We start from the raw sequence: 20,419 nt of genomic DNA on the forward strand, positions 1-20,419 counted from the left end.
TACGCCATGACCGAGCAAGGACACCGCTCTGCGGTTCATAATAACGAGATCCGCAAAGGGCGCGACGCATACGAGGCTGAAAACAGCAGGGAGCGCGCGCAGCTTAAAGAAGAGATCGAAAAGCACCGCGAACGCGAGCGCGAAACAAGCGAAGCAAAAAAATACGAATCCGAAGAAAAAGAATGATACCAAAAAAACCGGCTCCCCTCGGAAGCCGGTTTTTATTATTTTTATAGCAACTCTCTTGGCGCAATATCAAGCGCCTCTGCAATCGCAATTAACATATAGACACTTAACATTGCCTTGTTGGTAGATGCCTCAATCTGGCTAAGATAGCCACGGCTCATTCCAACCTCATCGGCAAGCTCTTGTTGCGTCCAATGTTTTGCTTTCCTATATTTTCTTATGTTATTTCCAATTTGTTTAAAATAGGATTTGAATCTATCTTCCATGCAATGTCCCTCAATATCATTTTATGCTAAACTCATGGAATATTTTGCTAGTTTATAACTAGCAAAATGTGATATACTATTATTGAGGTGAATCAAATGGATATAAACATTAAGAAAGAAACGACCTGTTGTTTCAGCGGCCCGCGCCCGCACAAGCTTCCCCTCCTCACGGACGAAGCGTGGTGCCGGCGGCTACGTTCACGGCTCACGGACCTCCTTCTCCCACGGATACTGGACGAACGCTGCGATACGTTCCTTTGCGGCATGGCGCAGGGCGCGGATATGCTGTTTGCCTCCCACGTATTAGAGATCGACGCTGTGCTTGCCCGTCCCGTCCGGCTCGTTTGCGTGCTGCCCCACGCCGCGCAAACAAAGGGATGGCCAAAGCAGGCGCTTCAAAAGTACGATGCCATCCTTGCCCGCGCCCATAAGGTCATCACTTTGCAGCAGCGCTATACCGACGGCTGCTATCTCGCGCGCAACCGCTTCATGGTCGACCACGCGAGCTGCCTCGTCGCACTGTCGGATGGCAAGTCCGCTGGCGGTACCGGCTACACGGTAGAGTATGCGCGCAAACAAAACCTGTCCCTCTCCCTGCTCGATCCCAACAGCATATAAAAAGCCGGCCTGTTTTCCAGGCCGGCTTTTTAACCATTCAGCTTCAATCGGCGTTCGGATATCTTTTGGGCAGGATGCAGAAAGGATGTCCCGCGGGGTCTAGCATCACGCGCCATTCATCCTCTAATTGAACGGGCGAGAGCTGCGCGCCGCAAGCGATCGCATGCCTTATGCCTTCCTCCAGGTCGTCAACATGGAAATCCAGATGCACCATTTGCTGTTGCCGGCCTTCGGCGGCGGGCCATACGGGTTTCGTATAATGCTCGGCCTGCTGGAAGATCAGCTCCGGCGTCCCGTCCCGTTTGCCGCTGTTCACCACGATCCATTCGTCGCCGGGCGTATAGTCCTGCCGTTTCCAGCCAAGTAATTTTTCATAAAACCCTGATAGTTCCTCCGCATCGCCCGAATCCAAAACGATACACATCGTTTCCAGTTTCAATCCCATTGCCCGAAAGCTCCTGTCCGTATTATTTTTACCAATGCTTGTTTTCCTTCACAATATACCATGAAAAAATAAAAGGAACAAGCTTTTCCCATGCCTGTTCCCATTCTTCACTTTGGTTGTTTTGCCGCAAATTCCCTGATCTCGCAGACCACCGCCGCCATGCCGCGGAAACGGTCGGTGGACATCTGTTCCTTGAGCGGCGTCTCGTCTATAAAACGCATCTCATAGGCGCAGATCTCCTCCGGCGTGCGTCCGTCAAGCAGCGATACCACCACCGCGAGGATGCCCCGGATGATCAGCGCGTCGCTGTGCGCGCGTATCCTCACCCTGCCATCCTTAAATTCCATCGCGAGCCATACGCCCGACTGGCAGCCCGCCACGCGCGTTTCATCCGTGCGCAATGCTTCGGGCAGCTCCGCCATGCCGCATATCATCTCGATCAGGTACTCATACTGCAAAAACCAGTCTCCAAGCTCATTGAAATCGTCGATAAATCGTTGTTCTTTTTCCCTGATCGTCATAGCCTGCCTCCCCATTTGCGCAGCATCGCCGCCGATTTTTCAATACCCGTGCACAAGGTGTCGATTTCCGCCTCCGTGTTATAAAACGCGGGCGAGACGCGCGTCACCTCCGTAAGCCCAAAGCTTTGCAGCGCGACCTGCGCGCAATGGCTGCCCGAGCGCACCGCGATCCCCAGCTTGTCGAGCATGCTTGCCATGTCATACGAATGGACTCCCTGCATCCAAAAGGAAAGTACCCCTTCCCTTTTTACCGGTTGTCCCAAGATATGTAAGCCCTCGATTTGTCCAAGCTTATGCTCCGCATAGGCGAGCAGCCCGCTTTCCCGCCTGCCGATCTCTTCGCGTCCAAGCTGCTGTATGTACGACACCGCCGCGCAGAGCGCGACCGTTCCCGCAAAATCGGGCGTTCCCGCCTCCAGGCGCGCGGGCAGGGGCGCGAACGTCGTCTTGCCCACCGTCACCACGTCCACCATGCCGCCGCCGAAGCGCGAGGGCATAAGCCGCTCGAGCTGTTCCCGCTTCCCGTACAATACGCCGATCCCTGTCGTCGCCAGCATCTTGTGCCCGGAAAAGCAATAAAAATCGCAGTCCAGCGCGCTCACATCTGTGCCCGCGTGCCTTACGCCCTGTGCGCCGTCCACTAAAACGGGGATACCTTTTTCGTGCGCCAGGGAAATGATCCCTGCAAGCGGCATGACCGTGCCTGTCAGGTTGGATACCTGCGTGACCGCCACCAGCTTCGTCCGTTCTTTAAGCATCCCGCGGTATGCCTGCATGTCGATCTCTCCGTCCGGCGCGGGGATCACGCGCAGCCTCGCGTTTTTGCGTTTGCAAAGCTGCTGCCACGGCACAAAGTTGGAATGGTGTTCCAGTACGGATACGGCGATCTCGTCCCCCTCGCCGACGTCCGGCTGTATGCCGTCCGCGACGATGTTGATTGCGTCCGTCGTGCCGCGCGTAAAGATGACCTCGCTGCTGCTGTGCGCGCCGATAAACGCCGCCACCGCGCCGCGGGCCTCCTCCATCTTCTGCGTTGCGCGTTCGCTCAGGTAATGGATGCCGCGGTGTACATTGGCGTGCTCGTGTTCATAATGGGCACGCACCGCATCGAGCACCTGCCGCGGCGCATGCGTCGTCGCGGCATTATCGAGGTATACGAGCGGCCGCCCGTACACCTTTTCCCCCAATATGGGGAAATCCTTCCTGCAACCTTCCATTGTGCCCATTTCCTTCACCCCTTCGCGCACAGCGCGGGCAAAACCAGTCCTGCCAGGTCTTTAAGCGTCCTTACCTGCGCGATGTCGTCCGGCGAAAGCCTGATGCCAAGCTCCCGCTGCACCGCCATAAAAAACAGTACCTTCTTGATGGTCGCGGACGTGGCTCCCTCGCAGCTGGTCGCAAGGTCGACCTCCTTCAAAAGCTCCTTGCTGATCTTCAAGCTTTTTGCTATGCTCGCCTTTGAAAGCTCGTCAATGTCGTCCGATGCACATTCGCCTTCCTCCAGCATAAATTTACGCTCCAAATACTGCCGCAGGTGTTCGTGCAAAAACTCCTTTGTCGGCGCACTGTTTGCAAGGATGGCCGCCGCTGTGCGCGCAGCGGCCTCCTTTGATTGCAAAAGCCTTTCTTTGATGCTCACGTCCATTTTACCTATGCCTCGATGACTTCCAGTCCTAAGATTTCGCCCAGCCGTTTCAGCTCCTGCGTATAGTCGCCATATACGAGGGGCATGTGGTTGCCCACATATTTCTGCGCGTCATAGAACGTCTTTTGGTCTTGCGGCTTGAAGTATACCGCCGTGTTGCAGTTGTCGTAATCATAACCGCCGCCGCCAACGATCGTTCCCTTGCCCACGAACAGCTTTTTCACGTCGGGCGAAAAACGCGCCATCGTGATCACTTGGTCAACGTCCTTGTTGAAATCGTAGCGCAGCACCGCGCCAAAGCCCTGCTCATATGCAAAGTGGCGGATGGCGAAATCTGCCTGCTCCCCGTCAAGGCCGTGCATCTTGCGGTTGGGCACGGAATGTTCGACCACGTAAAGGTCGTTAAGCCCGCCGCGCTTTTCGATCGCGTCCAAGTCTTCCTCGTGTACAAAGAACGAGCTTTCGACCGCGTCGCGGTTTAATTTGCCGTTCTCCATCGGGAGCGGTACGCAGTTTCCCATGTACGGCGCTTTATACGAAACGCCCGTAAGCAGCATCATCGAAAGCAGCGCGTTGATATCATATTCGCATGCCGACGGGATGCCCTGCTCGTTTAAGAGCGAATGTGTCATACAAAACGTGAATTGCTGTTCGTTGATGCGCCGCGTAGAGCATACGTCCGGGCACGGCACGGTAAACGCGTTGCAGTCCGCCATATCGAGGTTCTTTTTGACCGTCACATACGCGATCAGCGACTTCTCCAAAAATTCCCTGTCTACATGTACTTCCTTCGCATCGCGCGTCATCTCGTCCGCGAGGCGTTTTACTTCCGCCATATCCTCTTCCGTCAAATCGGGCGTTTCGCGGCCCGGCGTGGTGGGGTTGCCGCCCTCAACCGCCGGCGACATCTGGTCTAACAGCTCGTGGATGTTCTTGTAGCGGAATTTCACGCCCAGCTTTGCCGTCACATCGTCTAAGGAGCGGAACGTGTCCACGCTGGAAAACGACATCGTCGAATTGAAGCGCGAGCTCAAAAGTACGTTCGTGTTGTGAAGCACCTTGCGCAGGCGCAGCGCCTTCAGGTCGGTCGCCAGCTCCGGCCATGTGCGCGCCGCGTAGAATTCGAGGCCGCGGCTCGAAAGCGCGGCCGAAAGCGCGAGTACCTCGCAGCACGCGGTGGGGACTACCGCAGCAGGCTTTTTGGTGCGTTGTGCGATTTCCAGTACGATCTCATTGCGGCCAATGTACGTGCGGAACAAATAAAGATCCGTCCGGTCATTGTCCTCCATGATTTTTTCGTACATTTCGTCTTCCTGGTTCCAGTCGTCATAGCGCTCCACATATACGGGCTCTAAGATGTTGACCTCCTGTGGCATATAGTTTTTCACGTCCTCGCAGAACTGCTTGTACATCTCGCGTTCCATGATCGCGTCATATCCGGGCTGAAGCGCGTCGCCCTTGCCGAAGCGGCACGGCCCCTCATAGAAATATTTGTGTACCAGCGCGATAAACACCGGCTTTACGTTGAGTTTTACGGTATTTGCTTTTTTGATCATGTGGAAACCTCCCTTTTTTCTTTCTGTCTACATCATATCAGTAAAAAGAAAGATGAAATATTGCATATCGGGGCAACTTTTGTGGTATATTGGTTACGAGGAGCGATGTTGCGATGATACATATTCCGCTTACGCCAAACGAACAACTATGCAAATATTTTTACGAGCAGGGGCTGGATTTAGACCCGCTGCTCTCCGAAGGCCTGTCCATCGATACGGTACGGGATTTTGACGTGCGCGCGTTCCGTGAAGACAAAACGACGCTGTACGCGAATTTTTCCAAGAGCGTCAACCGCTTCGAGGAAGACATCATGATCCCCGGCGGCGCGGACGTGAGTATCCAGCTGCATCCGCGCTATATGCCCGTCAAAAACCACAGCCACGAATTCATCGAGTTTGTGTACGTCTACCAGGGCAGCTGCACGGAATACATCGACGATACGCCCTACGAGATCGGCGAGGGGGATTTGTTTTTGCACGCGCCGGGCACTTATCACCGCATGGACATCTTCGAGGACGACTGCATCGTGTTCCACATCATTGCGCGCCGCTCGACGTTCGACACGGTATTTTTGTCGCTGCTCAATCACAACGACCTGCTGTCCGCGTTTTTTGCGCACATCATCTACGGTAACCACCAAGGCGGTTACCTGCACTTCAAGACCGCGGGTGACAGCGACCTGCGCGGCTGGATCTACCAGATGTACCTGGACAGCCTGTCGCAGGACGATTATTCCGCGCGGCTGCTAAATATCCAGTTTGAATGGCTGTGCGTGCGCCTTCTGCGCTTCCACTTAAGCGATTTCGGGTTCAGCGGGACGGAAGAAACGTCCGGCGACATGATCGGCGTGCTCAATTACATGACCGACCATTTTAAAAGCGCAACACTCAATTCTGCGGCGGAAAAATTCCACTACAGCACAAGCGGGTTGCAGCGCATGGTCAAGAAAAACACCGGGCGTTCCTTCAACGAGCTTTTGCTGCACATGCGCCTCAAAAAGGCGTGCGCACTGCTCAAGAACAAAGCCCTCACCATACAAGAGGTCGCCGAAGGCTCCGGCTTCCACGATCTAAGCAATTTCCACCGCGCATTCAAAAAGGAATTCGGCGTAACGCCCGCGCGCTGGCGCAAACAGCTGAATAACCCATCCTTTCTTGAATTCAACATCTAAATAGCATATAATAAAACCATTCTGTAACAAAAAAGATTGGGGTTATCCATATGGCACACGAATATGATCCACAGACCTTAAAGCGGGTCCAGGGCGTGATCCTTGACATCCTCAAAGATTTCAAGGCGATCTGCGCAAAGTACGGCATTCCTTATTTTGCCTTTGGCGGCACGGCCATCGGCGCAGTCCGCCACCAGGGTTTCATCCCATGGGACGACGACATCGACGTATGCATGCTGCGCAGCGACTACGAACGTTTCCTGTCCGTCGCGCCGAATGAGCTGGGCGATAAATACGACCTGCTGACCATCGAAAACACGGACGGTTATGTCCTGCCCTTTGCCAAACTTTCCAAACGCGGGACTGTATTTTTGGAAGCGACGGACACCAACCGCACCTATACGTCAGGGATATTCCTCGATATCTTTCCTTACGACGTGCTCGCCATGGACGAAAAGAAGCGGGCGAAGCAGATCAAAAAAGCATGGTTTTGGGCGCGCATGTGCGTCATGCGCGACTATGGAGAAGTTAAGCTTCCGGACACTTTGACCGGCGCCAAACGCTCTCTTGCGTCCGCCGCCGCGCATACGGTGCACGGTATATTAAAGCTGTTCCGTATTTCCAAAAAATCCTTGTACCGGCGTTACTTAAAGGCGGCCCGCATGTATGAGGACATTGAGGATACCTATGTGACGGATTTTTCGGGCATGGCACCGGACAAAATGTATTTTCTGAAGTCCGATCTGTTCCCGCCGCAGGAAATGCCCTTTGAAGATACGACGATCAGCATGCCGCGCGATCCCCATCCGCACCTCACGCTGCAATTCGGCGACTATATGACCCTGCCGCCCGAGGAAGAGCGCACCAACCATTATCCCGCCGTGCTGGAATTTGGAGACGAATGACATGAATGTTTTTTATACGACGGACGATAAATTCGTGCCGCAGGTCGCTGCGTCCATGTGCTCTGTTTTTGAAAACAACAGGGATGCTGCCGATGTGCACATTTACATCGCATCGTCGGGGATTACCGGCGAAAACAAGGAAAAGCTCGGGCAATTTGCACAGCGATACGGCCGTTCCCTGTCCATCATCGAGATCGGCGATGTGCGCGACCACCTCGATTTTGATATCGATACCCTCGGCTGGAGCAACATCGTTGTCGCCCGCCTCATACTGGATAAACTCCTGCCCGCAGAAGTAAAGCGCGTTTTGTACCTCGACGGGGATACCATCGTGCGCACGAGCCTTTCGGCGCTGTGGCAGACGGATATGGGAAAGAGCGTGGTCGGCGCTTGTATCGAACCAACGGTCACGCGTTCCCGGCGCGAATCCCTCGGCATGGGCAGCAATCCTTATTTCAATTCGGGGGTGCTGCTCATCGACCTTAAGAAATGGCGCGAAGAGGAAACGGGAAAGCGCATCCTTGCCTTTTACAAGGAGCGCGGCGGAAAGCTTTTTGCCCCCGACCAGGACGCGATCAACGGCTCGCTTTCCGGCGAGATCTGTGCATTGCCCCCGCAGTATAACTACTGTAATACCTTTGATTTTTACCCCTACCGTACCTTGCAAAAACTCGCGGCTCCCGCTGCGTACATCACGCAGCGGCAATACGACGACGCCAAGGCAAACCCGGCGATCGTCCATTACCTCGGCGAGGAACGGCCGTGGCGGGCGGGCAATACGCACAGATACGCCAACGATTTCCTCCGTTACCTTAAGATGACGCCATGGGCGGATCTACCGATGGAGGAAGGCTGGGGGGCTTATTTTAAGTGCTTTAAGCTTTTCAACACAGTAACAAAGCCCTTCCCCATGCTCCGCTATAAGATCATCGACGCGCTCATCCCCGCGTTCATGCGGCGGCGCGCCAAACAATTGAAAAAGTAAAAAAGAGGCTGCCATATGGCAGCCTCTTTTCAATCTTTATTCCTTTGTTGCCCGTAATAAGCGTTTTTCCCGTGCTTGCGCAGGTAATGCCTGTCCAGCAGCTCGCCGGGCATCGGCGGCATCGCGCCGCCCATGATGCTTTCGCCCACAAACGCCATCATCGCCACCTCGTCGAGCACAACCGCTTTTTCCACCGATTTGGCGGCGTCCTCCGCCCAGACGAACGGCCCATGGCTTTTGACGAGCACCGCGTTCATCATCGCCGGATCGATCCCAGCCCCCCGGAACGTCTCCACGATGACCATTCCCGTGTTCCGCTCATATTCGCCCTGGATTTCCTCTGCGGTCAATGCGCGCGTACACGGCACCTCGCCATATAAATAATCCGCATGCGTCGTGCCATACGCGGGCAGGCCCCTGCCCGTCTGCGCCCATGCCGTCGCCCAGCGCGAATGCGTATGCGTGATCCCGCCGATGCTTTCAAAATTTCTGTAGAGCGCGATGTGCGTATCCGTATCGGAGGACGGATTCAAGGTTCCTTCCACGACCGTTCCCTCCAGATCCACAACCACCATATCCTCGGCGCGTAATTTTCCATATTCCACACCGGACGGCTTGATCACCAATAAGCCCTTTTCCCTGTCGATACCGGACACATTGCCCCATGTAAAAGTGACCAGTCCGTATTTCGGGAGGAGCATATTCGCTTCATATACTTCCCTCTTTAATCCTTCAAGCATTTTGGGCGCCTTTCTTGATCTCTTTCAAGCGTTTCATCACATCGTTGCCGCCCCTGCCAAAATAATCGTGCAGCACGTCATATTCCGCGTAAAGCTTGTCGTATGTCTTTGTGTTTTCCTCATTCGGCGTATAGACGGCGTCCTTCAATTTACCCATCGCGCGCGCCGCATCGTAGACGCTGTCATACCCGCCGTTTTCTTTTCCTGCCGCCACTGCGCCAAAGATCGCGGCTCCCAGTGCCGGCCCTTGCGCGCTGCCCGATATCCTGATCGGTTTTTTGATGATATCCGCATAAATCTGCATCGCAAACGCGCTCTTTTCCGCGATCCCGCCGGATGCATAGAATTCATCCACAGGCACGCCGTTCTCCTCGAAATTCTCGATGATCTTGCGCGTTCCATATGCCGTCGCCTCCACCAACGCACGGTACATCTCCTCCGGCTTGGTCGTCAGCGTCATGCCGAGCATCATCCCCGTCAGGTCGACGTCCACCAGCACGCTGCGGTTGCCGTTCCACCAGTCAAGCGCCAGCAGCCCGCTTTCGCCCGGTTTCTGCTCGCCCGCCTTCTTTTGCAGGTACGCATGGATATCCAGCCCTTCCTTTTCCGCTTCTTCAAAATAACGCGGCGGCACACAGTTTTTTACCAGCCATGCAAAATGGTCGCCCACGCAAGACTGTCCCGCCTCATAGCCGACGAGCCCCGGCATCACGCCGTCTTCCACATAACCGCATATTCCCGGCACGCTGCATTCTTTTTCACACATCAGGATATGGCATGTCGATGTGCCCATGATCGCGAGCATCTTGCCCGGGCCGTCGATCCCTACCGCAGGCACGCACACATGCGCATCCACATTGCCCACAGCCACAGGCGTTCCTGCGCGCAGGCCCGTCTTAGCCGCCATTTCTTCCGTGATACCGCCCGCGCGGCTTCCCAGCGGCAAAATATCCGTGCCCAGCTTTTCCTCCACCACGTTTTCCAGCCGCGGGTCAAGCGCCGCAAAAAATTCTTTGGACGGGTACCCGTCCTGTTTATGCCAGATCGCCTTATAACCCGCGCAGCACGAGTTTCGCGTTTCCTTTCCCGTCAGCTGCCACACCAGCCAGTCCGCCGCTTCAATGAAGCGATCCATCTCCTCGTATACCTCCGGCGCGTCGGAGAGTATCTGCCATATTTTGGGGATCACCCATTCCGAAGATATTTTGTTCCCATAGCGCGCCAGCCACTTTTCCCCACGCGCAGCGGCGATTTCGTTCAATTTGTTCGCCTTGTCCTGCGCGGCGTGGTGTTTCCACAGCTTCACATACGCGTGCGGGTTGTCCTCAAATCCGGGAAGGAAGCATACGGGCGTACCGTCCGCCTTGACCGGCATCACCGTGCAAGATGTAAAATCCACGCCCACGCCGATGATGTCGTCTGCCGAAACGCCGCTTTCACGAAGGACAGCCGGCACAGTCTTTTCGATCACATCGAGGTAATCGCGCGGGTGCTCCAGCGCGAAATCCACGCCCAGCCTTTTCCCGCTGGGAAGCGCTTCGTCCATCACCTTGTGCGGATAGTCGTATACGCTCGTCGCGATCTCTTCGCCCGTTTCCACATTGACCAGCAGCGCGCGCCCGGAAAGCGTGCCATAATCGATACCAATAGAATACTTTGCCATATTGTTCTCCTTACCTTATTTTAATCCCTACGATCTGCGAGCCGCGCGTACCGACCACGATCGTGTTTTCAAATACCGCGGGCGACGCTTCCACGTTCGCACCGACGTTGATCTTGTCGTATACCTTACCTGTGAGGCCGTCTATCAGGTATACATTGCCCTTGCTGTCGCACTGCACGATATACGCCGTACCGTCCTGTGCGTAAACCGCTACAGGCGAGCTCCACGCGTACGCCTTCATATCGAATACCCAGCGCTCCTCGCCCGTCTTCTTATCGAGGGCGACCAGCACCCCGTTCGGTTTATACGGCATGCGCGCCACCGGCACGACCAGCAAATCCGAAATGCTGCCCTTGCCCAGCACGGGTGTTGCCTGCACGCCGCCGGATACGCCATATACGGTGTGCACGTCGTACGGTTTTTCCCATACGACCTCGCCGTTGATCGCATTCAGTTTGAAGATCGATATCTTTCCCGTATTGCTGGAAGCGTTTTTCTGCCAATGCAGCGACGGCGCCACATACAGGTACTTGCTCCCGTCCGCTTCCTCCTCGAACACGGGAGAGGCGTTGGTATCGTCGAGCGTATCCTGCGTCCACACGAGCTGCATGGTATTTAAATCCATGCACATCATGTTGCCGCCGTTGTCCGCGATGTACATATACTGCTTCCAGATGACGGCGGAATCCTCCATGCCCCACCAGAAGCTTTCCTCGCAGGTACGGTTTGTGTTGTACGTCCACTTGACCATCTCCGACGGATCGATCGTGAGCTTGCCCGTTTCGTTGTCGAATTTGGTATTCAGCTTCATCGAATAGATGACCGCGTTCTCGCCCGGGTAAAAAAGCGTGTCCGTCTGCGCGTGCACCAGCGCGGAGCTGTCATACCCATGGAAGATGCGCGGCGAGAAGGGGTCTTTTGCCCCCAGCTCGTACATCGTATCAAAATTCGTCAGGCTGCAGAAAAAGGCGCGCGCATATCCCGCCTCGCCGTAAGAATCGGGCAACGAATCCCCCGCGCCCGCGAACAGCATGGGGATGCCGCGCGGGTCGATCGCCCCGGCGCCTTTAAAGGGCAAGCCGAGCGTAAGCGTGTCGCGCGTAGGCGTCCCGTCCTCGATGTCGATAAAATAAACGTTCCCGTCCATCGTCGCGTAGATCGCCTCGACAAGCCCGTCCTTTTCCTTTTTTTCAGGGTAAAGGTTCATGACCCTGCGCGTCTTTTCGTCCCAGCGCACGATCAGCGGCTGTCCTGTCCATCCGCTGCCCGACCAAACGGCCGAACCCTTGCCCTTGCTTAGGTCGCTTTTTTCCAGGAAGCCTGTCTTGATGTGCCAATAATCGGGATCGAGCTTTCTTTCCCTGATCACCGCTCTGCCATAGCTGGCCGTGTCCCTGTAGTTATTGCCGCGGAAGGTAACGATACCCTCGAGCTGTGTGTATTCGTCCCCTTCGCCAAAGTTTATGGGCACTGCGCGCCTGTAAGAATCCACCGGGACTTCCTTGCCGTCCACACAAAGCCGCGTCACAAAGCCCATGTTTTCCGGCTTCGTCCCCTGCGTCGCGTACGGTTTTTCGCCGTCCGCATCCTTTTGCGCTTTCGGGCAGTAGGTTCCCTGCATGCTCCCGCGCGTCTTTTTCCCATAACGGCGGTTCTTCACATAGGCCCCGCCCGCTATAATAAGTATTGCCAATACAACCAAAACGATGATCCACGCCATATCCTTATCCTGCCTTTTTTCGTATTACGATCACTGGTTTTCATTATATAATGATCCCCCAAAAAGTTCAAATAAAGCGCCCGTTTCTTCGGGTGATTTTTTCTTCCTATTTAATTGCAACTTTAATTGACATCGCAAGTATTGTGCAGTAGTATTAATATGGTTTTCGCAAAAACCATCGATGAGCCGCAGCGGCCTGGCGCTCTTTTCAGGCGGGCGGCTTGATATTATATTATAGTAAAATCAGATAAGTATGCGGCATTTTCCAGTAAAATCGCAAGGACCGTTACACTGATTTTGAGGGGGCAATCTTTTGACGATTATTGCATTTTTGATTTTATTTCCTTTTGCGGCGGCGCTCGTGCTGGCCTTCATGCGCAGGGGGACTCCCGTGCGCAGGAATACGTTGTTCGTATTCTGCGGTATCATCGTGGCTGCGGTCATCTATTTCGTGGCGCAAAGCCTTTCCATTGGCCATACCGTGTCCTATTTGCCGGAAACCCACTCCCTCGATACGCTGATATTGGTCATCGAGTGGCTGCTCATGGCGCTCATCTGCTATTATAGCTTCAAATACCGCAAATATTACTGCGCGATCCTTTCCGTTGTCCAGACGCTGCTCATCACATGGCTGGAGCTCGGCGGCCAGGGCGACGTGCAGCCCGCAGCGCACATTTTTTCAGATAACCTGACCATCATCATGTGCCTCATTATCGGCGTGGTCGGCTGCCTGATCTGCGTCTATGCCATGGGCTACATGAAAGATTACAAGGCGCACCACTCCGAATATAAGGACAGGCGTTCGTTTTTCTTCGCCATGCTTTTCGTATTCCTGGGCGCCATGTTCGGCCTCGTGTTTTCCAACAACCTCACATGGATGTACTTTTTCTGGGAGATCACGAGCCTGTGCTCCTTCCTGCTCATCGGCTACAACCAGACGGAAGAAGCGGTCAAAAATTCCTTCAAGGCCCTGTGGATGAACCTTCTCGGCGGCCTCGGCTTTGCCATCGCCATCGTATACTGCGCGCTGCAGCTGCACATCGCTGATTTGCAAAGCCTCGTTCTTTTGGGCTCCAATGTCACATATGCCATCATACCGGTCATCCTCCTGGCGTTTGCAGGGCTCACCAAAAGTGCGCAGCTGCCCTTTTCGGGCTGGCTTTTGGGCGCGATGGTCGCGCCTACGCCTACGAGCGCGCTGCTGCATTCCGCAACGATGGTAAAGGCCGGCGTCTTTTTATTGCTGCGGTTATCCCCCGCCCTCTACGGGAACCTTGGGGGGCTGATGGTGACGACGATCGGCGGCTTTACGTTTTTTGCCACCTCGCTGCTGGCCATCTCGCAAAGCGACGGCAAAAAGGTACTTGCCTATTCCACGGTGTCCAACCTCGGCCTCATTACGGCCTGCGCAGGCGTGGGTATGTATGAAGCCGTGTGGGCGGGCGTCCTGCTGATGATCTTCCATGCCGTTTCCAAATCGCTGATGTTCTTATCTGTCGGCGCGGTGGAAAACAGCCTTGGAAGCCGCAACATCGAAGATATGCACGGGCTGATCGTCAAGCTCCCGCGGCTCGCTTATGTGATGATCATCGGTATCGCGGGTATGTTCTTAGCCCCGTTCGGCATGCTGATCTCCAAATGGGCGGCCCTCAAAGCCTTTGTCGATTCCAACAGTATCCTGCTGGTGATCTTCCTGATCTTTGGCAGCGCGACCACGTTCTTTTATTGGACGAAGTGGCTGGGCACGCTCGTTTCGATGCACCACAATTCCAAACCGATCAAAAACATCACCAAGAAAAGCGAATGGTTTTCGCTTTTGTGCCACAGCGTGATCATGGTCGTATTGTGTGTCACCTTTCCGCTGTTGTCCACGTATTTTATCGAACCGTTCCTCTCCGGGATGTTCCACATCACCATGCCCGCCATTATCGGGCCGGGCAACCTGACCATCATGGTCATGATGCTCATATTGATGGCCTTGCTGCCCATTGCGGTGCGCTTTTTGCCCATCAGCAAAAACAACACCTACGTCCATTCCTACATGGGCGGCGTCAATACGGGCGACGACCGCAGCTTTACCGATTCGTTCGGCAAACCAAAGCAAATGTACCTTACCAACTGGTATATGACCGACCTCTTCGGCGAGCGTAAAATCCTCAACCTTTCGCTCATCCTTTCCACAGCGGCGATGGTCATATTAATGATCCTGACGATCGGAGGTGCGGCGTAATGAACTGGCAGGTTGTAACGATGCTGTTGTACATCATACTCGCGCCCTTCTTAGGGGCTTTTTTGCAGGGCGCCGACCGCAAGATCACCGCGCGCATGCAGGGAAGGCAGGGCCCCCCGCTGATGCAGCCCATCTACGACGTAGCCAAGCTGTTCAAAAAGCAGGCCCTTGTCGTCAACCGCGTACAGGATTTCCTGGTCGTCGGGTTTTTGCTGTTTGTCGTGTTCACAGGCGCGCTCTTTTTCTGGGGCGGCGACCTTTTGCTCGTGTTCTTTGCCCTGACGCTGGCCGAGATATTCTTTATCATGTCGGCCTGCTCCACCAATTCCCCGTTCAGCGCCATGGCCGCGCAGCGTGAGCTTTTGCAGGTCATGACGTACGAACCCATGGTTCTTTTGGTGGCCATCGGCTTTTACGTCGCCACCGGGAGCTTCGGCGTTTCCACGATCGCCGCCGGCGATACGCCCGCGATCATGTACCTGCCGGGCATCTTCGGCGGTTTCCTGTATATCCTGACGATCAAATTCCGTAAATCGCCCTTTGACCTAAGCACGTCGCACCATGCGCACCAGGAAATGGTCAAGGGGATCACGACAGAGCTGTCGGGCAACATCCTCGGCTTAGTGGAGATCGCCCACTGGTACGAAAACATCTTCCTTTTGGGCGTTGTCGGCCTGTTCGTCGTCTACAGCCCGTGGCAGAGCGTACTCATCGCCGTCGGCGTGTGCGCCGTCGCCTATTTCCTGGAAATCCTGGTCGACAACGTATTCCCGCGCGTCAAGTGGCAGAGCATGTTAAAATCCGCATGGCTCGTGACGCTGGTCGCCGGGTGCACCAACCTGCTGATCCTCGCGCTTGTGAAATAGCGCGATACATAATAAAGAGGTATATCAAATGTTCAATGTTTCCAAATCGCCGTGGCTGCTGCATTATGACGGTTCCAGCTGTAACGGCTGCGATATCGAAGTGCTCGCCTGCCTGACCCCCGTCTACGACGTGGAGCGGTTCGGCGTCATCAACACGGGGAATCCCAAGCATGCGGATATCTTCCTCATCACCGGCGGGATCAACGACCAAAACAAGCCCGTGGTCGAGCAGATCTATTCCCAGATGCCCTCGCCGAAGGTCGTCGTGGCGGTCGGCATCTGCGCGTGCAACGGCGGGATCTTCAAAGAATGTTATAATATCATCGGCGGAGTGGATACCACCATTCCCGTCGATATCTACGTCCCCGGGTGCGCCGCACGGCCGGAGGCCATCATCGACGGCGTCGTCAAGGCGGTCGCCCTGCTCGATGAAAAGCGCAAGGCCATGCAGGACGAAGAAGAAAGGGAGGCGTGATATGGAAAACAAGGTAGTAAAGATCGGGCCGGGCAGCCTCGTGTCCGACGTGCTGAATCTGAAATACGGCGGATACCGCCTGGTGCAGATCTGCGCCACAAAGGTAGAAGGCGGGTACGAGCTCACCTATTCCTTTGCCAAGGGGTACGACTTAAAGAATTTGCGCATGCACATCAGCCCGGGCACAGAGGTCATGAGCATCAGCAACATCTACGAACCCGCGTTTTTATACGAAAACGAAATCCACGACCTGTTCGGGATCCACATCAAGATGATCACCCTGGATTACGAGGGCAATCTCTACCGGATCAAGGACAAATCGCCTTTTAAATAGCAGGAGGAACAGCACAATGCCTAAACGCAGCATCGTACCTTTCGGTCCCCAGCACCCAGTCCTGCCGGAACCGATCCACCTGGATCTTGTGCTTGAGGACGAAAAGGTCATAGAAGCGATCCCTTCCATCGGTTTTGTCCACAGGGGCCTTGAAAAGCTGGTGGAGAAAAAAGATTTCCAGGAATATGTATATGTAGCGGAGCGTATCTGCGGTATTTGCAGCTTTATGCACGGCATGGGCTACTGCGAATCCATCGAGCGCATCATGGAGCTGGAGCTCCCGCCCCGCGCAAAGTACCTGCGAACCATCTGGTGCGAAATGTCCCGCATACACAGCCACCTTTTGTGGCTGGGACTGCTGGCGGACGCCTTCGGTTACGAGAGCCTGTTCATGCAGTCGTGGCGCGTGCGCGAGAAGATTCTCGATATGTTTGAATATTCGACGGGCGGCCGCGTCATCTTTTCCGTCAATAAGATCGGCGGGCAGCGCAAGGATATGGACGCAGGTATGCTAAAACAGTTCCTTGTCGTCTTTGACGATATCGAAGCAGAGCTAAAGCCTGTATGCCGCGCGTTTTTAGACGACTACGCCGTGGCCAGCCGCTTAAAGGGCGTGGGCTTCCTCACAAAGGAGCAGGCGCACGACTTAGGCGCCGTCGGCCCGTTCATGCGCGCGAGCGGCATTGCCCTCGATACGCGTAAGATGGGTTATGCGGCATACCCGGACATCGATTTTGAGCCTATCACCAGCGACGTGGGCGACAGCTATGCGCGCTGCGACGTGCGCATCCGCGAGATATACCAGTCCATAGACATCATCCGCCAGGCAGCGGCAAAGATCCCGGACGGCGAGGTCGCCATCCCGATCAAAGGCATGCCGGACGGCGAATTCATGATGCGCGTCGAGCAGCCGCGCGGCGAGGCGATCTATTATTCCAAAGCCAACGGCACCAAGTTTTTGGAGCGCGTGCGCGTGCGCACCCCCACCTTCGCCAACCTGCCGGGGATGTTGGAAACACTGAAGGGCTGCCAGCTGGCGGACGTGCCTATCCTCATCCTGACGATCGACCCGTGCATCAGCTGCACCGAGAGGTAACGCAATATGAATATCATGAACTTCACAAAAACCGTGATGCGCAATTTGTTCAGCAAGCCGGCAACGCGCAACTATCCCGCCGTGCCCCGCGTCTATCCGGAGCGTACGCGCGGCCAAATCAGCATCGATATCGGCGACTGTATCTTCTGCGGGCTGTGCGCGAGGAAGTGTCCTACAGATGCTATTACAGTTGACCGGGCCCAGAAAAACTGGGCGATCGAGCGGTTTGGATGCATCCAGTGCGCAAGCTGCGTAGAGAGCTGCCCCAAAAAGTGCCTGCACATGCTGACGGCCTATCCGCAGCCCGCAGGCGAAAAATATGAAGACAATTTCGCGCAGGGCGTTTCTGGAGCCGAGGAAGCAGCGCCGCAAAAAGAGCAAACGGAGGAAAAATAAATATGCACGAATACCATGAAGCGATCCATATCATAGAACATGCCGTAGACGAGGCAAAAGCAAAAGGATATCAAAAAGTAACGAAGATCAACCTGGTAATCGGCGAGAGCTCCGGGTTTTCCGGCGACAGCATCGCCATGCACTTTGAAGAGGCCGCGCAGGGCTCGATCTGCGAGGGCGCGGAAATTTCCGTCCGTCCCGTCAAGGCCATGCTGCGCTGCCCCAACTGCCACGAGCTTTTTGTGCGCAAACCCTTCCATTTCGAGTGCCCGCACTGCAACACACAGGGCGAGCCCAGTGAGATCGGCAAGGAAATGGCGATCGACAGCATTGAAGGAGAATAGTATATGACGCTTGGGATCACGGTGCTCGGTATGGTACAGGGCATCGGGTTTCGCCCGTTCGTTGCGCGGCTGGCAAAGCAGCTCCATATCACAGGCAGCGTGCGCAACAGCGGCGGTATCGTAAAAATCATTGCAACGGCGCAAAAGGAGGCGATGGACAGCTTTGTCCATCGCCTCCAGTCACAAGCGCCGTCCTTTGCACAGGTGATCAGCGTCACATGCATCCCCCTGCCCGAGCAGGCTTTCGATACGTTCCGTATCGTCAAAAGCGATGCGGATGCGGCGCAAACGCCGCTTGTCCCCGCAGACCTGCCCATGTGCGAAAAATGCCATGCAGAGCTTAGCGACCCGCAAAACCGGCGCTACCGTTATCCGTTCACCAGCTGTACCGCCTGCGGCCCGCGCTACAGCATCATCAAAGACCTGCCGTACGACCGCGAAACGACCACGATGGCGGATTTCCCCATGTGTCCTGCCTGCGCGGAGGAATATACCGGCGATACGCGCAGGAAACACGCCCAGACGATCTCCTGCCACGACTGCGGCCCGCAGCTTATCTTGCGCGATGAAACAGGCGCATACGAAAAAGAGGCCGCCCTTACGCGCGCGGCCGATCTCTTAAACAGCGGCGCGTTGCTTGCCGTAAAGGGGATCGGCGGCTACCAGTTTGCCTGCCTGCCCACAAGCGAAAAGGCGGTCAGGCGCCTGCGCCGGTTAAAGCAGCGCGATCAAAAGCCCTTTGCCGTGATGTTTGCGGATATCGGCTCCATCCGCGGCATGTGCCATGTAAGCGCGGACGAGCAGGCGCTTCTTTTGTCCCCTGCCCGCCCCATCGTACTGCTTGACAAGACAAAGGAAATGTTTTGTGATCCGGTCAGCGGCGACAGCCGCAAGCTCGGCGCTTTTTTGCCGTACACGCCTTTGCACCAGCTCCTAACCGATGCCTGCGGCCCGCTCGTCATGACGAGCGGCAACATCTCTTCGCTGCCCATTATCACGCGGGATAAGGATATGTTGTCGCTGTCCTCGCCTTACCTGGATGGCGTACTTTACAACACCCGCGAAATACGCGTCCCGCTGGACGATTCCGTGGCGCGCGTCGCCTGCGGAAAGGCGCAGCTGGTGCGGCGCAGCCGGGGCTATGTCCCCCTTCCTGTTTTATTGCCGGATGCGCTGCCGTCCCCTGTTTTTGCGGCGGGCGGAGACCTAAAGGCTTGCTTTTGCCTCGCAGCGGGCGAGCGGGCGTACCTCAGCCAATACCTGGGCGATATGGAACAATACGGCGTGCAGCAAAACTACCGCGACAGCTTTGCGCACATGGAGGATTTGTTTTCCATACGGCCGCAGAAAATCGTGTGCGACCTGCATCCCGCCTACCATTCCGCCGCCATCGCGCAAAAAATGGCGGAAGAGCGGAATATCCCGCTTGTATATGTACAGCACCACCATGCGCATATCCTGTCTGTCATGGCGGAGCACAGCCTTTCCTCGTGCATCGGCGTAGCCTTCGACGGCACGGGCTGCGGTACGGACGGCAGCGTGTGGGGCGGCGAATTCCTGCTTTGCCGGGCGGATACCATGCATCGTGCGGGATATCTTGCGCCCATTGCGCTCACAGGCGGCGATCCAATCGCGCAGGACGCCGGGCTCAACGCCCTCTGCCACCTGCACGCCTGCGGCCTTTCCAGCGCGGACAGCCGCTTTGGAACGGTCGGCAGCGCGCTCCGCTCCCAGGCCAATCTTTCCCAAAGCTCCAGTATGGGGCGCTTGTTCGATGCAGTGAGCGCGCTCCTTGACCTCAAATGTTATAATAGTTATGAAGGCGAATGTGCCATTGCCCTTGAAAATTGCGCGCATGCGGCACAGCAGCAAGGCATTGCGCCCTACCCGCTTCCCTTGGGCTTTGTGGAAAAAGGCGGCGCATTTATCATAGACCGCCTGCCGCTCATCCGCGCGCTGGCGCTCGCCCGTCCCAATGCAGACGTCCGCGCGCTTGCGCTCGGCTTCCATCAGGCCGTGGCCGCTGTGACGCTCGATGTCTGCCGCGCGATCCGTGCCGGTACGCGCGAAAACCGCGTCGCGCTTTCGGGCGGCGTGTTCGCAAACGAGCTTCTTTTAAAGCAGTGCGTTTCCCTGCTCGGGCAGGACGGCTTTTCAGTATACATCAATTCCGCCGTTCCATGTAACGACGGTGGGATATCGCTTGGGCAGGCATATTTTGCCGCCCTGAACAAAGAACAGTAAGGGGAGATTTTT

22 protein-coding genes are annotated in these 20,419 nt (G+C 55.6%); 13 read left to right on the forward strand and 9 right to left on the reverse strand.

Annotated elements, in window-relative coordinates; all coding sequences use genetic code 11:
- The first annotated feature begins 6 nt into the window (after nt 1–6).
- Nucleotides 7–186: a hypothetical protein gene (locus BN6471_RS11845; RefSeq protein ID WP_066649384.1), complete on the forward strand. Its 180-nt coding sequence runs from the start codon at nt 7–9 to the stop codon at nt 184–186.
- 44 nt (nt 187–230) lie between these two features.
- Here the strand turns inward: BN6471_RS11845 and BN6471_RS11850 are convergent, their stop codons facing one another.
- On the reverse strand, nt 231–452 hold the full coding sequence (locus BN6471_RS11850) for a helix-turn-helix domain-containing protein (RefSeq protein ID WP_066649385.1): 222 nt from the start codon (nt 450–452) through the stop codon (nt 231–233).
- A 96-nt stretch (nt 453–548) separates the two neighbouring features.
- Between BN6471_RS11850 and BN6471_RS11855 the strand changes: the two genes are divergently transcribed.
- Nucleotides 549–1,070, forward strand: a complete 522-nt coding sequence (locus tag BN6471_RS11855; protein ID WP_082903473.1) for an SLOG family protein — start codon at nt 549–551, stop codon at nt 1,068–1,070.
- A 43-nt stretch (nt 1,071–1,113) separates the two neighbouring features.
- On the opposite strand, the gene BN6471_RS11860 is transcribed toward BN6471_RS11855, so the two are convergent.
- From BN6471_RS11860 to BN6471_RS11880, 5 genes are all read right to left on the reverse strand, one after another.
- Nucleotides 1,114–1,515, reverse strand: a complete 402-nt coding sequence (locus BN6471_RS11860) for a VOC family protein (RefSeq protein WP_066649387.1) — start codon at nt 1,513–1,515, stop codon at nt 1,114–1,116.
- 107 nt (nt 1,516–1,622) lie between these two features.
- On the reverse strand, nt 1,623–2,036 hold the full coding sequence (locus BN6471_RS11865; protein ID WP_242861862.1) for a SufE family protein: 414 nt from the start codon (nt 2,034–2,036) through the stop codon (nt 1,623–1,625).
- Nucleotides 2,033–3,262: an aminotransferase class V-fold PLP-dependent enzyme gene (locus tag BN6471_RS11870; RefSeq protein WP_066649394.1), complete on the reverse strand. Its 1,230-nt coding sequence runs from the start codon at nt 3,260–3,262 to the stop codon at nt 2,033–2,035. Before BN6471_RS11870 ends, BN6471_RS11865 begins: the two co-directional genes overlap by 4 nt.
- A gap of 5 nt (nt 3,263–3,267) precedes the next feature.
- Complete coding sequence (locus tag BN6471_RS11875; RefSeq protein WP_147554029.1) at nt 3,268–3,675, reverse strand: hypothetical protein; 408 nt, start codon at nt 3,673–3,675, stop codon at nt 3,268–3,270.
- An 11-nt stretch (nt 3,676–3,686) separates the two neighbouring features.
- The gene (locus BN6471_RS11880; RefSeq protein ID WP_066649400.1) at nt 3,687–5,237 is read right to left on the reverse strand and encodes a fucose isomerase; all 1,551 of its coding nucleotides are present in this window, start codon (nt 5,235–5,237) and stop codon (nt 3,687–3,689) included.
- Between the two features lie 113 nt (nt 5,238–5,350).
- Between BN6471_RS11880 and BN6471_RS11885 the strand changes: the two genes are divergently transcribed.
- The 3 genes from BN6471_RS11885 to BN6471_RS11895 are packed head-to-tail and all read left to right on the forward strand — an operon-like array spanning nt 5,351 to nt 8,299.
- The gene (locus BN6471_RS11885; protein WP_066649403.1) at nt 5,351–6,409 is read left to right on the forward strand and encodes an AraC family transcriptional regulator; all 1,059 of its coding nucleotides are present in this window, start codon (nt 5,351–5,353) and stop codon (nt 6,407–6,409) included.
- 50 nt (nt 6,410–6,459) lie between these two features.
- Nucleotides 6,460–7,314, forward strand: a complete 855-nt coding sequence (locus BN6471_RS11890; protein WP_066649406.1) for a LicD family protein — start codon at nt 6,460–6,462, stop codon at nt 7,312–7,314.
- 1 nt (nt 7,315) lies between these two features.
- Nucleotides 7,316–8,299, forward strand: a complete 984-nt coding sequence (locus BN6471_RS11895) for a glycosyltransferase family 8 protein (RefSeq protein ID WP_066649408.1) — start codon at nt 7,316–7,318, stop codon at nt 8,297–8,299.
- Between the two features lie 29 nt (nt 8,300–8,328).
- On the opposite strand, the gene BN6471_RS11900 is transcribed toward BN6471_RS11895, so the two are convergent.
- From BN6471_RS11900 to BN6471_RS11910, 3 genes are read right to left on the reverse strand one after another with little or no spacing between them, the layout of a single operon-like run.
- Nucleotides 8,329–9,039 carry an L-ribulose-5-phosphate 4-epimerase gene (locus BN6471_RS11900; RefSeq protein WP_066649410.1) on the reverse strand — a complete coding sequence of 237 codons (711 nt, stop codon included), beginning with the start codon at nt 9,037–9,039 and terminating at the stop codon, nt 8,329–8,331.
- Nucleotides 9,032–10,702 carry a ribulokinase gene (locus tag BN6471_RS11905; RefSeq protein ID WP_066649413.1) on the reverse strand — a complete coding sequence of 557 codons (1,671 nt, stop codon included), beginning with the start codon at nt 10,700–10,702 and terminating at the stop codon, nt 9,032–9,034. Before BN6471_RS11905 ends, BN6471_RS11900 begins: the two co-directional genes overlap by 8 nt.
- 10 nt (nt 10,703–10,712) lie before the next feature.
- A complete protein-coding gene (locus tag BN6471_RS11910; RefSeq protein WP_066649415.1) occupies nt 10,713–12,422 on the reverse strand; it encodes an outer membrane protein assembly factor BamB family protein in 1,710 nt (569 codons plus the stop codon).
- Nucleotides 12,423–12,735: 313 nt separating this feature from the next.
- On the opposite strand from BN6471_RS11910, the gene BN6471_RS11915 reads away from it, so the two are divergent.
- From BN6471_RS11915 to hypF, 8 genes are read left to right on the forward strand one after another with little or no spacing between them, the layout of a single operon-like run.
- Nucleotides 12,736–14,652, forward strand: a complete 1,917-nt coding sequence (locus BN6471_RS11915) for an NADH-quinone oxidoreductase subunit 5 family protein (protein WP_082903474.1) — start codon at nt 12,736–12,738, stop codon at nt 14,650–14,652.
- Nucleotides 14,652–15,518 (forward strand): respiratory chain complex I subunit 1 family protein, encoded by an 867-nt coding sequence (locus tag BN6471_RS11920; protein ID WP_066649417.1) that lies wholly within the window; start codon nt 14,652–14,654, stop codon nt 15,516–15,518. Before BN6471_RS11915 ends, BN6471_RS11920 begins: the two co-directional genes overlap by 1 nt.
- 28 nt (nt 15,519–15,546) lie before the next feature.
- Nucleotides 15,547–15,993, forward strand: coding sequence for an NADH-quinone oxidoreductase subunit B family protein (locus BN6471_RS11925; protein ID WP_066649419.1), 447 nt, complete (start codon nt 15,547–15,549; stop codon nt 15,991–15,993).
- A 1-nt stretch (nt 15,994) separates the two neighbouring features.
- Nucleotides 15,995–16,327 carry an NADH-quinone oxidoreductase subunit C gene (locus tag BN6471_RS11930; protein WP_066649421.1) on the forward strand — a complete coding sequence of 111 codons (333 nt, stop codon included), beginning with the start codon at nt 15,995–15,997 and terminating at the stop codon, nt 16,325–16,327.
- 16 nt (nt 16,328–16,343) lie between these two features.
- Nucleotides 16,344–17,423 (forward strand): hydrogenase large subunit, encoded by a 1,080-nt coding sequence (locus BN6471_RS11935; protein ID WP_066649423.1) that lies wholly within the window; start codon nt 16,344–16,346, stop codon nt 17,421–17,423.
- Nucleotides 17,424–17,429: 6 nt separating this feature from the next.
- Complete coding sequence (locus BN6471_RS11940) at nt 17,430–17,819, forward strand: 4Fe-4S dicluster domain-containing protein (protein ID WP_082903475.1); 390 nt, start codon at nt 17,430–17,432, stop codon at nt 17,817–17,819.
- Between the two features lie 2 nt (nt 17,820–17,821).
- On the forward strand, nt 17,822–18,163 hold the full coding sequence (locus tag BN6471_RS11945) for a hydrogenase maturation nickel metallochaperone HypA/HybF (protein ID WP_066649425.1): 342 nt from the start codon (nt 17,822–17,824) through the stop codon (nt 18,161–18,163).
- Between the two features lie 3 nt (nt 18,164–18,166).
- Nucleotides 18,167–20,407 carry a carbamoyltransferase HypF gene (gene hypF / locus BN6471_RS11950; protein ID WP_066649428.1) on the forward strand — a complete coding sequence of 747 codons (2,241 nt, stop codon included), beginning with the start codon at nt 18,167–18,169 and terminating at the stop codon, nt 20,405–20,407.
- The last annotated feature ends 12 nt before the right edge of the window (nt 20,408–20,419 follow it).

The organism is Christensenella timonensis (genome assembly GCF_900087015.1).
GTDB lineage: Bacteria > Bacillota > Clostridia > Christensenellales > Christensenellaceae > Christensenella > Christensenella timonensis.